12 protein-coding genes are annotated in these 13,051 nt (G+C 71.3%); 7 read left to right on the forward strand and 5 right to left on the reverse strand.

Annotated elements, in window-relative coordinates; translation table 11 throughout:
- Nucleotides 1-65 precede the first annotated feature (65 nt).
- A complete protein-coding gene (locus ACZ4RZ_RS06190; RefSeq protein WP_467742503.1) occupies nt 66-2,417 on the reverse strand; it encodes a hypothetical protein in 2,352 nt (783 codons plus the stop codon).
- Nucleotides 2,418-2,698: 281 nt separating this feature from the next.
- On the opposite strand from ACZ4RZ_RS06190, the gene ACZ4RZ_RS06195 reads away from it, so the two are divergent.
- Nucleotides 2,699-3,529, forward strand: coding sequence for a DeoR/GlpR family DNA-binding transcription regulator (locus ACZ4RZ_RS06195; RefSeq protein WP_406165655.1), 831 nt, complete (start codon nt 2,699-2,701; stop codon nt 3,527-3,529).
- A gap of 129 nt (nt 3,530-3,658) precedes the next feature.
- Complete coding sequence (locus ACZ4RZ_RS06200; RefSeq protein WP_467742507.1) at nt 3,659-4,138, forward strand: SRPBCC family protein; 480 nt, start codon at nt 3,659-3,661, stop codon at nt 4,136-4,138.
- Nucleotides 4,139-4,264: 126 nt separating this feature from the next.
- On the opposite strand, the gene cds1 is transcribed toward ACZ4RZ_RS06200, so the two are convergent.
- Nucleotides 4,265-5,389, reverse strand: a complete 1,125-nt coding sequence (gene cds1, locus ACZ4RZ_RS06205) for an L-cysteine desulfhydrase Cds1 (RefSeq protein ID WP_467742510.1) — start codon at nt 5,387-5,389, stop codon at nt 4,265-4,267.
- Between the two features lie 367 nt (nt 5,390-5,756).
- On the opposite strand from cds1, the gene ACZ4RZ_RS06210 reads away from it, so the two are divergent.
- Complete coding sequence (locus ACZ4RZ_RS06210; RefSeq protein WP_467742512.1) at nt 5,757-6,080, forward strand: hypothetical protein; 324 nt, start codon at nt 5,757-5,759, stop codon at nt 6,078-6,080.
- A 344-nt stretch (nt 6,081-6,424) separates the two neighbouring features.
- Entirely contained in the window at nt 6,425-6,949 is a 525-nt protein-coding gene (locus tag ACZ4RZ_RS06215; RefSeq protein WP_467742514.1) for an ATP-binding protein, read from the forward strand.
- Between the two features lie 62 nt (nt 6,950-7,011).
- Here ACZ4RZ_RS06215 and ACZ4RZ_RS06220 read toward each other — a convergent pair whose 3' ends face one another.
- The 3 genes from ACZ4RZ_RS06220 to ACZ4RZ_RS06230 are packed head-to-tail and all read right to left on the reverse strand — an operon-like array spanning nt 7,012 to nt 10,633.
- A complete protein-coding gene (locus ACZ4RZ_RS06220) occupies nt 7,012-9,573 on the reverse strand; it encodes an ABC transporter permease (protein WP_467742515.1) in 2,562 nt (853 codons plus the stop codon).
- Entirely contained in the window at nt 9,570-10,328 is a 759-nt protein-coding gene (locus tag ACZ4RZ_RS06225) for an ABC transporter ATP-binding protein (protein ID WP_467742517.1), read from the reverse strand. Before ACZ4RZ_RS06225 ends, ACZ4RZ_RS06220 begins: the two co-directional genes overlap by 4 nt.
- On the reverse strand, nt 10,325-10,633 hold the full coding sequence (locus tag ACZ4RZ_RS06230; protein WP_467742518.1) for an SHOCT domain-containing protein: 309 nt from the start codon (nt 10,631-10,633) through the stop codon (nt 10,325-10,327). The genes ACZ4RZ_RS06225 and ACZ4RZ_RS06230 overlap by 4 nt, the downstream gene beginning before the upstream one ends.
- A 177-nt stretch (nt 10,634-10,810) precedes the next feature.
- Between ACZ4RZ_RS06230 and ACZ4RZ_RS06235 the strand changes: the two genes are divergently transcribed.
- The 3 genes from ACZ4RZ_RS06235 to ACZ4RZ_RS06245 are packed head-to-tail and all read left to right on the forward strand — an operon-like array spanning nt 10,811 to nt 12,903.
- Complete coding sequence (locus ACZ4RZ_RS06235) at nt 10,811-11,389, forward strand: TetR/AcrR family transcriptional regulator (protein ID WP_467742520.1); 579 nt, start codon at nt 10,811-10,813, stop codon at nt 11,387-11,389.
- A 24-nt stretch (nt 11,390-11,413) separates the two neighbouring features.
- Nucleotides 11,414-11,998, forward strand: a complete 585-nt coding sequence (locus tag ACZ4RZ_RS06240) for a DUF4865 family protein (RefSeq protein ID WP_467742522.1) — start codon at nt 11,414-11,416, stop codon at nt 11,996-11,998.
- A complete protein-coding gene (locus tag ACZ4RZ_RS06245; RefSeq protein ID WP_467742524.1) occupies nt 11,995-12,903 on the forward strand; it encodes a phosphotriesterase family protein in 909 nt (302 codons plus the stop codon). Before ACZ4RZ_RS06240 ends, ACZ4RZ_RS06245 begins: the two co-directional genes overlap by 4 nt.
- The last annotated feature ends 148 nt before the right edge of the window (nt 12,904-13,051 follow it).

A 13,051-nucleotide genomic window follows, 5' to 3' on the forward strand; every position in this document is an offset into this window, starting at 1 on the left:
GCGTCTCAGGGCAGCTGCCCTGAAGAGCACCACTGGACAGCGCCGGCCTGGAGCACGCCCGACGGTCAGCCGCTCTCGAGCACGCCGCCGTCGTCGTCCTGTGCGCGGGGGGCCGGGACGTCCGGCCTCAGTCGTGCCAGCAGCATTTCGCGTTCGTCCGCGAAGGCCGGGTCCGCCTGATACTCGGAGTGGCCGAGAATCGGCGCGGGCAGCGGCTCCCGCTCGGTCCGGCCGTAGGCGAGCGGATCCTTGAGGGGCTCGCGGTCCACCTGGGGGCCGCAGTCGCCGGGCAGCCGTACGGGTCCGCCGATGGGGTCGGTCAGGCGGTACAGATTGCGCCAGCAGTCGACCTCGCGGTGCAGCGAGGTGAGGGCGGCCGGGCCGAAGTGGGCAGGGAACCAGCGCCCGTACAGACGCTCCAGGGGTGAGCCGTACGTGAGCAGCGCGATCCGTTTGCGTACCGACGGCTTCAACTGCCAGGCCGCGGCGGCCGCAAGGACGCTGCCCTGGGAGTGCCCGGACAGCACGAGTCGTCCGCCGGTGGCGCGGATCCAGGTGGCCATGCGCCAGGTCAGGTCGGGCACAGCGCGCTCGGCGTAGCAGGGTGGCGCGAAGGGGTGGGCGGCGCGCGGCCAGAACGTGCCGACGTCCCAGAGGATGCCGATGGTGCGACGGGCGGCAGGGTCCTTGTAGGCGCGGCGGCCCCAGGTGACGAACAGTATGAAGCCGAAGCCGATCAGCCAGGACCCGAGCGCCTGCGCGGTCTCGGCGGCGCCCTGGACGACGGCGTACGCCCCCCGCGCGGCCTCGCCAGGGGGCTCCTCGGTCGTCAGGGCGCCCGCCAGGGCTCCGGCGCCCAGGAGGAGTGTGACGGACGAGATGACGCCGACCATGCGGGGTGCCCGGTCAGTGAGGGCGGCCATCGCGCGCGTGCTCGCGATGCGGCGTGTGCGGGCGGTGTCCTTGGGCTCTCCCTTGTAATCGAGCTCCACGGTGTCCATCTCCCGGTTGCGCAGCTGCCAGGAGCGCCGGGCCAGCCAGCCGACGAGGACGGCGAGCACGACGAGCAGCGGGGGGATCACGGAGGCCTGCCAGGTCAGCAGGACGGGCGGGCCCGGGAGCGAGCCCCGGGTGCCGCCCAGCCAGTCTGCGACGCGCTGGGACACCCCGCCGGACATCACGCCGCCCAGCGCACAGGCGAGCATCGCGACGGCGGGACCGGCGAGGCCGCGCATCGCGGTGCGCGTGTCGGGACGGGTGCGGTACAGGATGCGGGCCACCACGCCGAGCACGATGACAAGCAGGCCCTGGACGAGGGCGATGCCGCCGAACGTCATGTCGCCGGGCAGCCGCCCCGTCGAGCGCCAGTCCGGGCGCGACCACCCGGCGTACACCAGGGTCAGGGCGAGCAGGGCGATGGAGCCCACGGGCAGCCAGCGCACGAGGGTCTGGTCCAGTTCCTGGTCCAACCGGTTCTCGCTGCGGTCACTGCGGCACACCACCCACAGCACAACGGCTGTGCCCACGACAAGGGTTGCGTCCAGGAGCCGTCCCAGCGTGTCGAGTACGGCGGGGCCGCCGGAGACACGGTCGTAGTGGGCCGCGGAGGTACCGACCGCCGCGGCGACTGTCAGAAAGCCCGCGGCCGTGTGCGCCGCGCGCAGCCGGGCCACCAGCCGGCGCCCGTACCAGAACCCGGGCCGACCGAGCCCGGTGCGGCCGGTCTCCTCGTCGGGCTCGGCTCTGCGGGACATCGGCTGCTGCGACTCGTACGCGCTCCAGGTGCGGTGGGACAGGTACCACAGGAGCCCGGTCAGCGCGGCGGGCACCAGGCAGGCCAGGGCGAGGCGCCGGCCCGGCTGACTCCACCAGCCGCCGGACACGTCCCGTGAGAGGAACCCCAGCCAGGAGTGCTCCTGGGCGCACGCGCGCGTGCCCGCGCACTGCCAGGCGGTCAGGTCGAGGGCGACCTCGCAGGCGGCGGCGACCAGCAGCACGGTGAGGGTGAGCCCGGCGAGGCGGACGAGCAGGCCGTACAGGCGGACCGTCCGTTTCCGGCCGCGGGTGGGTGGGCGCATCCAGTGCGCGAGGTTGACCACCATGAAGGGCAGCAGGAGCAGCCACAGGGCGCGGGCGCTGTTGCCGGAGGTGAGGTTGCACCACACGTAGGCCTCGCGCACCGGTTTGCCCCGGTAGTCGTCGGGACGCTGCTCCGCGTCGGCGTCGTCGGCGCGCCGGAAGACGGCCGCCGTCGCGTCGCCGGTGATCCGGACCGTCCGTGGATCGTTGAGCATCTCCTCCGGTGTGGCCCCGCCGACCCCGTGGACCAGGAGTTCAAGGGCGGTCTCGGCCCCTTCGGGCCGCTGTGCGGGGTTGTCGAGCTCCCCCGTCGAGGCATGTTCCCGTGCACGTTCCACTGTTCTGCACTTCCCCCGTGCCGTGTGTGGCGTGTGTCATGTGCAGGCACAATGATCTCCACTCCGAGGGGTGTGCGCACCCGTAGTCACGGAATCTCCCCGATACGTGTGACAGTGACGGTCGCGGGAGGGGCCCGGTGTCTGTGCGGCGCGGTGGCGCGACTGTCGGTGACCCGTGCGAGGATGGGGCGTCCTCAGGACCTCGGACAAGGAGAATGTCCACGTGGGAGTGGGTTCGGACGGAGTATCGGGCAGCCAGTGGCGAAGGGACCGGAGCGGACGTGAGTGAGAATCAGAACCTCCTCGCGGAGCAGCGCCGCGCACTGATCCTGGACGAGGTGCGCCGCCGCGGTGGCGTGCGCGTGAATGAACTGACCCGGAAGCTCGGCGTCTCCGACATGACGGTCCGCCGCGACCTCGACGCCCTCGCCCGTCAGGGCGCCGTGGAGAAGGTGCACGGCGGCGCGGTGCCGGTGGTCGAGGCGAGTACGCACGAGCCGGGCTTCGAGGCCAAGTCGGGTCTGGAGCTGACCGCCAAGGAGGACATCGCGCGCGCCGCCGCCGAGTTGGTCGCTCCGGGCTCGGCGATCGCGCTCTCGGGCGGTACGACGACGTACGCGTTGGCCCATCAGCTCCTGGACGTCCCGGACCTGACCGTGGTCACCAACTCGGTGCGCGTGGCGGACGTGTTCCACTCCGCGCAGCGCACCTCGGGCCAGCGGCAGGGTGCCGCCACGGTCGTCCTGACCGGTGGGGTGCGTACGCCGTCCGACTCCCTCGTCGGGCCCGTCGCCGATCAGGCCATCGCGGCGCTCCATTTCGATGTGCTCTTCCTCGGCGTGCACGGGATATCGGTGGAGGCGGGCCTGTCGACGCCGAACCTGGCGGAGGCCGAGACCAACCGGCGGCTCGTGCAGTCCGCGCGCCGTGTCGTCGTGGTCGCCGACCACACCAAGTGGGGCACGGTGGGCCTGAGTTCGTTCGCCGCGCTCGAACAGGTCGACACCCTGGTCACCGACGCCGGACTGCCGGCCGAGGCCCGCGTGGAGATCTCGGAACACCTGAGGCGCCTGGTGGTGGCAGGCGAGCCCGGAGACGGTACAGACATCTGACGGTCCGCCAGCTATGGTGACGCTGCTCCGCGCCGCCGGTGACGCCGATCGCGCCGCCCGTGGTGCGGGCACGCCCTGGTCATCGCCCGCTGCCACCCGGGACGCCGTTCCCGCAAGGGGGTTTCGTTCATGGCACGCCGTCTGCGTCCGGTGGGAACCGACTTCGTCGGGAACGCTCCGCTGCGTCTGGTCTTCGCACGGGTGGTGACCGCCCCTCCCGGTGCGGTCTTCCGCTCACTCGCCGAGGACGTGTCCGGCTGGAGCGAGTGGTTCTCGGCCGTGACGCTCGCCCGGCCGACCCAGGACGGCGCCGGGCGCGAGGTCCGGCTCAGGGGCGGCACGCGATTCGAGGAGACGGTCCTGGTGGCCAGGGCTTCCGAGGTGTACGCGTACCGGGTGGACGTCACGAACGCGCCCGGAGCCCGGGCCCTGGTCGAGGAGTGGCGGCTCACGCCCGACGGGACGGGCACTCGGGTGCAGTGGACCTTCGCCGCCGACGGGTCCGCCCTCTTCCGGGCGGCCCTCAAACTCGGTCGTGCGGGTCTGGGCCGCGCCTTCCGCGACGCGGTGACGGCACTGGACCGACGACTGGCGTCTACGCCGGCCTGAAGCCGTGCCGGGACTTCGACCCTGGGCCTTAGGCTTCGGCCTTTGGGCTTCGGCCTTTGGGCTTCGGCCTTTGGGCTTCGGCCTTTGGGCTTCGGCCTTTGGGCTTTGGGCTGGAGCCCTTGGGCTCTAGTCCGGCCACACCCCGGTCTCCAGCAGCGAGGTGATCGCCGCCGTGTACGGCGCGATGTCCAGGCCCTGTTCGGCCAGCCACGTGTCCGAGTAGTACTTGTCGAGATAGCGGTCCCCGGGGTCGCAGAGCAGCGTCACCACGCTTCCCGTACGCCCCTGGGCCACCATCTCGGCGACGATCTTCAGCGCGCTCCACAGGCTGGTGCCGGTCGAGCCGCCCGCCTTGCGGCCGATGGCCTGTTCCAGGGCACGTACCGCGGCGACGCTCGCCGCGTCCGGCACCTTCATCATCCGGTCGATGGCGCCGGGTACGAAGCTCGGCTCCATGCGCGGCCGGCCGATGCCCTCGATGCGCGAGCCGCAGTCACAGGTGACGTCCGGATCGCCGGTGGTCCAGCCCTCGAAGAAACAGGAATTGTCCGGGTCGGCGACGCAGATGCGGGTGTCGTACTGCATGTAGTGGACGTAGCGCGCGAGGGTCGCCGAGGTGCCGCCGGTGCCGGCCGTGGCGACGATCCACGCGGGTTCCGGGAAACGCTCCAACTCCAGCTGGCGGAAGATGGATTCGGCGATGTTGTTGTTTCCGCGCCAGTCCGTGGCCCGTTCCGCGTAGGTGAACTGGTCCATGTAGTGGCCGCCGGTCTCGACCGCGAGGACGGCGGACTCCTCGTACATCTTGCGCGAGTCGTCCACGAAGTGGCACTGCCCGCCGTGGAACTCGATCAGGCGGCACTTCTCGGCGCTCGTCGTGCGCGGCATGACCGCGATGAAGGGCACGCCGATGAGCTTGGCGAAGTAGGCCTCGGAGACGGCCGTCGAGCCGCTGGACGCCTCGATGACGGGGCAGCCCGGCCGGATCCAGCCATTGCAGAGCCCGTACAGGAAGAGGGAGCGGGCGAGGCGGTGCTTGAGGCTGCCGGTGGGGTGGGTCGACTCGTCCTTCAGGTACAGGTCGATGCCCCACTTCTCGGGCAGCGGGAAGCGCAGCAGATGCGTGTCGGCCGAGCGGTTGGCGTCGGCCTGGACCTTGCGGACGGCTTCTTTGAGCCAGGCCCGGTACTCCGCGTCGCTGTGGTCGACATCGAGGGTTTCGCCGGTCCGGGTCTGTTGGGGAGTGCTCACGGCGGGGCTCCTTACGCATCACGCCGACGCCGGTTCACTTGGTCGGACGCCTCGATCATAAACACCTTCCGCACGCTTCTCACCTGCATAAACACACCTTTGAGCGGCCCAAAGGCAGCCCTGGGGAACGGCTCGTCGAGGCGCCGGGGGCGCATCCGGGCGTGTGCTCCCACCGGGACCGCCACCTCGTCATGCGCACTGGTGCTCCTCGCCGCCTGCAGGCAGACTGCACCGCACGGGACGTGTCCCGTGTGCCGACCACATCGCGATCACGCGGGCGGGCGGTCGGAGCGGGTGCACACTGGACCAGGGCCCGACGCGGGATCACGACGGAGCACAGCCGAAGCGCACAAGGGGGCGGGGCATCATGGCGGAGCCGGAGTTCACGGCCACGGGCGTGCGGATCGGAAAGAGGCTGCGCTCGCTCACCCGGGCCGGCCAGGTCCGGATCAGCGACGGCAGGCTGCAATTGCTCACCAGTTACGGCAGCGAGATCGACAGCGCACCGGTGCAGGCGGTGCGCGCGTCGAAGCCCTGGTTCGCCCACGACGACCGGGCGTTGGCGGACGTCAACGGCACGCGCTACTCCCTCACCCTCGGCGAACACGATCCCGCGCCCGGGAAACCGGGTCCGCCCTCGGCGCGCCGGTTCATCGAGGCGGTACGCAAGGCGGCGGGGCGCGGCGCCTGAGGCGGTAGGCGAGGTAGCTGGGCGCAACGTCTGAAGCCATAGGCCAGGCAGCGAGCGGGACACAACAGCTGACGCCCAGACGCCAGGCAGCGGGGCACGGTCGGCCGGAGCCATACGCCACGCCAGGGGGCGAAACGGCGAAAGCGCGGCCGCAGCAGCGAAAGCGCCGCGAGTTGCAGGACCGCACCCCCTGCGTCACGCTGGTCTCACGTCACTCTGGGTTTACCGGCGATAACGCTGCGAACCAGCCCGCCGGCCACGACAGCAGGCGGCCGTTCCACTCAGCCACTCTGCTGGATCCGATCTCCGCCTTCTTCCGGACCTCAATTCGGGGAGTCGCAGCCGTGATCAGCCAGCCAAGCAGGCATTGCACGGTGGAGCTCCAAGCCCTGCCGTCGCGGATCGGCCAGGTCCGCAGAATCGTCTCTGCGCAGTTGCGCTACTGGCATCTGGACCCCTTGATAGACCGGGCCGCGCTCGGCGTGACCGAGCTGCTGACCAACGTCCACCGGCACGCCCAGCCGGACAAGATGTGCACCGTGGAGATCGAGCTGCTGCTCGACCGGCTCACGGTCTCGGTGCACGACCACGACCCCCGCCTTCCCGAGGTGCGGGAAGTGGACCCCACCTCCACCGGCGGACGCGGCCTCGCGATGATCGCCGCGGTGAGCGAGAGCTGGGGCGTGCGTCCCGACGGCGAGTCGGGCAAGGTCGTGTGGTTCACGCTTCCGGCATCGACGCCCGTGGTGACGGCGCCCGCCCTCCCGCCGTACGACACGGCCCGCGAGACCACGCGCAGGCAACCCCCCGACGGGCGCGACGGCCTCAGGCCGGAACACGCTCCCGCCCGGTCCGCCGTTGCCGGCTGACCGGGCGGTGACCACCGCCTCGCACGCCACTCAAGGGCGAACGGCGTACGTCCCTTTGCGGCTCACTCGGTGGCGATGGCGCGCAGCACATCCAGGCGTGCCGCCCGCCGGGCCGGGCGCAGTCCCGCGAGGGCCCCGGCCGCGAGGCCCACCAGCGCCACCACGACGAGCTGCGCGGGCGGCACCGCGAAGGCGAAGGCGCTGTCCGAGGCGCCGTCGGAGGCCTTGACGAGCACCCAGCCGAGGAAGCCGCCCAGGGCGAGCCCGCCCGCCGTGCCGAAGGCGGCCACCAGCACCGACTCCCAGCGGACCATGGCGCGCAGCTGCGCCCGGGTCTGTCCGACGGCCCGCAGCAGACCGAGTTCACGAGTGCGCTCGTGGATCGCGAGCGTGAGCGTGTTGGCGATACCCAGCAGGGCGATGAGCACGGCGAGGGCGAGCAGCGCGTAGACCAGGGTCAGCATCATGTCGATACCGCCGGCCGAGGACTGCGCGTATTCGTCGCGGGTCTGCACTTCCGGGTTGCCGTACTGTTCCGCGATCTTCTGCACCGCGGCCTTGCCGTCGGCGGTGCTCACACCGTCCTTGAAGGAGACGGCGACGAGCGTGTCGGAGTCCTGGGTACGGTGCGGGGCCCAGGCGGCTCGGGTGATGACGTAGTCGCCGGCGAGTTCCGACTGGCCGTAGACCGCGCGGACGGTGAAGTTCTGCTTCTTGCCGTCGGTGAAGGCGAGTTGGGCCGTGTCGCCGGTCTTGAGGTGCTGCTTGTCGGCCTCCGTCTTGGTGATGGCGATGCCGTCGGCGCCCAGATTGTCGAGCGAGCCCTGTACGTCGCCGAGGTCGAAGACCTTGCCGAGGGTCACCGGGTCGGTAACGGTCAACGCCCGTCCCTTGCCGTCGACTTCGGCGACACCGCGGCCCAGGCCGACGGCGTTCTCGACAGTCGGCTGCCGCGCGATCGCGGGGGCCAGCTTCGGGCTGAGCCCGCTGCCGCCCGCGCCGAACGACGGGGTGCTGACGGCGACGTCGCCCGCGAAGGACCGGGAGACCGTCTGGTCCATGGTGGCCTTAAGCGAGGCGCCGAAGACCGTGAACAGCGAGACGACGGCCACGCCGATCATCAGGGCGCTCGCGGTGGCGGCGGTCCGCTTAGGGCTGCGCAGCGCGTTGCGCCGGGCGAGCCCGCCCGTGACACCGCGCAGCTTGTCGAGAGGGCCGCCGAGGACGCGTACGGCTGTCGAGGACGCGACGGGGCCGAGGACCACGAAGGCGGCGAGGGCGAGCACGGCGCCGAGCCCGGCGAGCCACAAGGACGGATTCGCCAGTACGCCGGTCAGGGTGATGCCGACCGCCAGTGCGGCCAGGCCGCCGCCGACGATCGCACGCCCGCGCGAGGCCCCGGACTGGTCGACGGCCGTCTCGCGGAGCGCGGCCAGCGGGGCGGTGCGTCCGGCGCGCACGGCGGGCACCAGCGCGGAGCCGAGGCAGACCACGACGCCGACCACCAGCGGCAGCAGCATGGACAGGCCGCTGATCACCAAGTTGCCCTCGGGGAACGGGAATCCGATGGCCGGGAAGAGCGCCTGCAGTCCTGCCGCGATGCCGATGCCGCCCGCGAGACCCGCGGCCGAAGCGGTCGCGGCGACGACGCTCGCCTCGACGAGCGTCGAGACGGTGACCTGACGGCGGGAGGCGCCGAGGGCGCGCAACAGAGCGTTCTCGCGGGTGCGCTGGGCGACGACGATCGCGAAGGTGTTGTGGATGGAGAAGGTGGCGACGAGCAGCGCAATGCCCGAGAAGACGAGCAGGAAGGTCGTGAAGATGGTCAGGAACTGGCTGGAGATCATGTCGGTGTTCTCCTGTGCCGACTCCTGGCCGGTGATGGCCTCGACTCCCTTGGGCAGGACGGGAGTCAGGTCGGAGACAAGCTGCTGCTGGCCGACACCGGGGCCGGCCCGCACCCGGATGCTCGCGGCCTCGCCGGGCTTCGCGGTGAGGTACTTCTCGGCGTCGGCCTGCGTCATTCCGGTGAACGTCACCTGTGCCATGCCGTCCTCGCCACCGAAGGTCGCGAGGCCCACGATGGTCACCTTGACGGGATCGGGTGTGCGCAGGGTCGTCGTGTCGCCGATCTTCAGGTCGCCCTTCTTGGCGGCGCCCCTGTTCACGACGACCTCGCCGGACTTCGACGGGACGCGGCCTTCGGCGAGTCGGTACGCGTTGAGCCGGGGATCCTCGATCCAGTTGCCCGCGAGGGTGGGCGGGCCCTGGCCGCCGATGGGCTTGCCGTTGGAGCCGACGAGCTGGCCCGCGCCCTGGATGTCGGGCGCGGCGGCCGCGACGCCGGGGGTCTGCTCGATCGTCTTCAACAGGTCGGTGGAGACGGGCCGGCGCACGCCCTGGCTCTCGCCGGGCGTGGTGATGGTGTCGGCGCTGCGGACGACGACGTCGGTGCCCTTCGTCGCATTGCCGAACATCGTGTCGAAGCTGGCTCGCAGCGTGTCGCCCATGACCAGCGTTCCGGCCAGGAAGGCGACGCCGAGGAGCACCGCCAGGAACGTACCGGCGAAGCGTCGTTTGTGGGCGCGCAGGGAGGAGACGCTGATGCGAACCGAGGCGTTCATTTCGGCGCCCCCTTGCCGTCGAAGGCCTTCATCCGGTCCAGGACCTTCTCGGCCGTCGGGGATTCCATCCGGTCCACGAGGCGTCCGTCGGCGAGGAAGACGACCTCGTCGGCGTGCGCGGCAGCCACCGGGTCGTGGGTGACCATGACGACCGTACGGTCCATCTGGCGCACCGCCCGGCCGAGGAGGTTCAGGACCTCCTCGCCGGAGCGGGAGTCGAGATTGCCGGTGGGTTCGTCGGCGAAGACGACATCGGGCTGTCCGGCGAACGCCCGCGCCACGGCGACGCGTTGCTGCTGTCCGCCGGAGAGCTCGCTGGGGCGGTGGTGGAGCCGGTCGCGCAGGCCCACGACGTCGACGAGCGCGTCGATCCAGTCGTGTGAGCCCTTGGATCCGGCGAGGTCCATCGGCAGCGTGATGTTCTCCGCGACGGTCAGCGTCGGGACCAGGTTGAACGCCTGGAAGACAAAGCCGATGCGGTCGCGGCGCAGCAGCGTCAGTCGGCGGTCGTCGAGCGTGCCCAGTTCGGTGTCGCCGATGTACGCGGCTCCGGAGGTGAGCGTGTCCAGGCCGGCCGCGCAGTGCATCAGGGTGGACTTGCCGGAGCCCGAGGGCCCCATGATCGCGGTGAAGCGACCGGCCGGAAAGCCGACGCTCACCCCGTCCAGGGCCCTCACGGCGGTGTCTCCGCTGCCGTACACCTTGACGGCGTCGGTGACACCCGCGGCATGACGCGTCGTGGTCGCGGTGGTCATGCCGTTCCCCCCTTGCCCGTACGCCCGAACTGCTCGTCCAGGACGGAGAGCCGGCGCCAGTACTCGTCCTCGTCGATCTCTCCGGAGGCGAAGCGGCGGCCGAGCACGGCGATCGGCGAGTCACCCGTCGGGCGGGGGCCGCCGTCGGGGCCGAAGCCGCCCATCGCGCGCCACGGACCGCGGCGGCCGATCCGGCCGGTGCGGCGCAGGACCGTCACGACGCCGATCACGACGGCGGCCCAGATCAGCGGGAAGAACAGGATCCACGGGCCGGGGCCGCCGTCCCAGTTCGCCAGGGTCTGCATGGTGAGTCATCTCCTCGGTGGAATCTGTTGCGATGCTTCGAGATTGGCTCCGGGAGGGGGTCTCAGTCGTCGTACGGCCAGCGGCCGTTCCCGTACCTCCGTGGGAGTACGCCGGGCGTCCCGGGCTGCTCCCTGAGGACCTCGACTTCTGTACCTACTGGTATGTACAGTGCCTGCATGAGCACTCCGGACCGACTGATCGAGTCCACCCGCGAGCTGTTGTGGGAGCGCGGTTACGTGGGCACCAGCCCCAAGGCGATCCAGCAGCACGCCGGCGCGGGGCAGGGCAGCATGTACCACCACTTCAAGGGCAAGCCCGATCTGGCCCTCGCCGCGATCCGCCGCACCGCCGAGGAACTGCGCGCTACTGCCGAGGGCGTACTGAGCGCGCCCGGATCGCCGTACGAGCGCATCGAGGCGTATCTGCGCCGTGAGCGTGACGTGCTGCGCGGCTGCCCCGTCGGGCGGCTGACGATGGACCCGGAGGTCATCGCGAGCGACGAACTGCGCGCGCCCGTCGACGAGACGCTCGACTGGCTGCGCGAGCGCCTCGCCGGAATCGTCGAAGAGGGCAAGCAGCGGGGCGAGTTCGCGCCCGCGCTCGACGCGGAGGAGATCGCCGCGACCATCCTCGCAACCGTCCAGGGCGGCTATGTGCTGGCCCGCGCGTCCGGGTCACCGGCCGCCTTCGACACAGGAGTTCGCGGACTGCTCGCGCTGCTCACATCGACACGTGTTCCGCCTGCGGAAGCGTGACGAAGCCCGAGGAAGGACATCCATATGCACGCCATGCAGTACGAGCTCACCTTCCCCGCCGACTACGACATGAACATCGTCCGCGCGCGTGTCTCCCGGATCGGGCACCTGCTCGACGACTGGGACGGGCTCGGATTCAAGACATACCTGATGCGTGAGCGCGGGGTGGACGGTTCGCCGGTCAACCAGTACGCGCCGTTCTACCTGTGGAACACGGCGGAGGGCATGAACTCCTTCCTGTGGGGCGGCGCGTTCCAGGGGCTCGTCAACGACTTCGGGCGACCCGTGGTGCAGCACTGGACCGGTCTCGCGTACGAGGAGGGCGGCGCCGCCGGCTCGCCCGCCAAGGTCGCGGTGCGGCTGCGGCAGCCCGTTCCCGAAGGAGTGGAGCTGTCCGAGGTGATGGAGGAGGCCGGGCGCGAGGCCCGGCGGCTGGCCGCGCTGGACGGCGCGGTCTGCACGGCCGCCGCCGTCGATCCGCGGCACTGGGAGCTGGTGCACTTCTCCCTCTGGGACCACGACTCCCCCAAGGCTTCGGGTGAGGTCTTCCGGGTCCTGCACATGTCGGCGCCCGAACGCGACCGGCTGCCGCGAGGCAGGCAGTGGTGAACACGGTTCGTACGGTCCTCCGGGACGTCCTGCCCGAGGAGCTGGGTGTGTGCGACGCGCACGACCACCTGTTCTTCGCCAGCCCCCAACTCCCCGGCCAGGGACTGCGCGACGCGTCCGCCGCGCGGGCCGAACTGGCCGCGTTCCGCGCGCAGGGCGGCACCAGTGTGGTGCAGTGGACGCCGTACGGCCTGGGCAGGCGCGCCGCGGACCTGCCGCCGCTCGCCCGCGACACCGGCGTCCACGTGATCGCCGCGACCGGACTCCACCAAGCGGCGCATTACACCCCGGAGTTGCTCACCGAGCTGCGCGGAAGGCTGGCCGAGGTGTTCGTGTCCGAGCTGACGGCGGGGATCGGCACGTCCGGGGTGCGAGCCGGACTGATCAAGGTCGCGGGCGGCTTCCATGCCCTGGACGCGCACGCCCGCTGGACGATGACCGCCGCCGCCGAGGCCCACCACGCCACCGGAGCGCCGATCGCCGTCCACCTGGAGCTGGGTACGGGCGCCCTCGACGTGCTCGACCTGCTGTGCGGCGAGTTGGGCGTGCCACCGCACCGGGTGGTCCTGGGCCACCTCAACCGCTCACCCGACTTCACGATGCAGCGCGAGGCCGCCGAGACGGGCGCCCATCTCGCCTTCGACGGTCCCTCGCGCGCCCACCACGCCACCGACTGGCGCATGCCCGACGCCGTACGCGCGCTCGCCGACGCCGGTTTCGGCCACCGGCTGCTCCTCGGCGGCGACACGACGACCGCCGCGGCCCGCTCGGTCAACGGCGGCCCCGGGATGCCGTATCTGCTCCGCCGGGTGCGCCCGCGGCTCGAAGTCGCCCTGGGCAAGGAGCTGGTGGACCGCATCCTCATCGAGAATCCCGGGCGCGCCTTCGCCGTCGCATGGCGTTAGGCCACCGAGATCTCCATCGGGCGGGCGCCGAGCCGCCGTTCGGCCAGAATCACACTGCGCAGCTCGGTGCCGTCGGCGACCTCGTCGTAGATCTCGGCGATCAGGTCCCGCGCGGGGTGTGCCCCGGACCGACCTGCGACGACCGCTC

The organism is Streptomyces sp. NPDC027189, from assembly GCF_055566975.1.

Bases quoted from the DNA above. Each gene is read 5' to 3' on its own strand.
- ACZ4RZ_RS06220 (WP_467742515.1), bottom strand. From the start codon at position 9,573: ATGAACGCCTCGGTTCGCATCAGCGTCTCCTCCCTGCGCGCCCACAAA.
- ACZ4RZ_RS06230 (WP_467742518.1), bottom strand. From the start codon at position 10,633: ATGCAGACCCTGGCGAACTGGGACGGCGGCCCCGGCCCGTGGATCCTG.
- ACZ4RZ_RS06225 (WP_467742517.1), bottom strand. From the start codon at position 10,328: ATGACCACCGCGACCACGACGCGTCATGCCGCGGGTGTCACCGACGCC.
- ACZ4RZ_RS06240 (WP_467742522.1), top strand. From the start codon at position 11,414: ATGCACGCCATGCAGTACGAGCTCACCTTCCCCGCCGACTACGACATG.
- ACZ4RZ_RS06200 (WP_467742507.1), top strand. From the start codon at position 3,659: ATGGCACGCCGTCTGCGTCCGGTGGGAACCGACTTCGTCGGGAACGCT.
- ACZ4RZ_RS06210 (WP_467742512.1), top strand. From the start codon at position 5,757: ATGGCGGAGCCGGAGTTCACGGCCACGGGCGTGCGGATCGGAAAGAGG.
- ACZ4RZ_RS06235 (WP_467742520.1), top strand. From the start codon at position 10,811: ATGAGCACTCCGGACCGACTGATCGAGTCCACCCGCGAGCTGTTGTGG.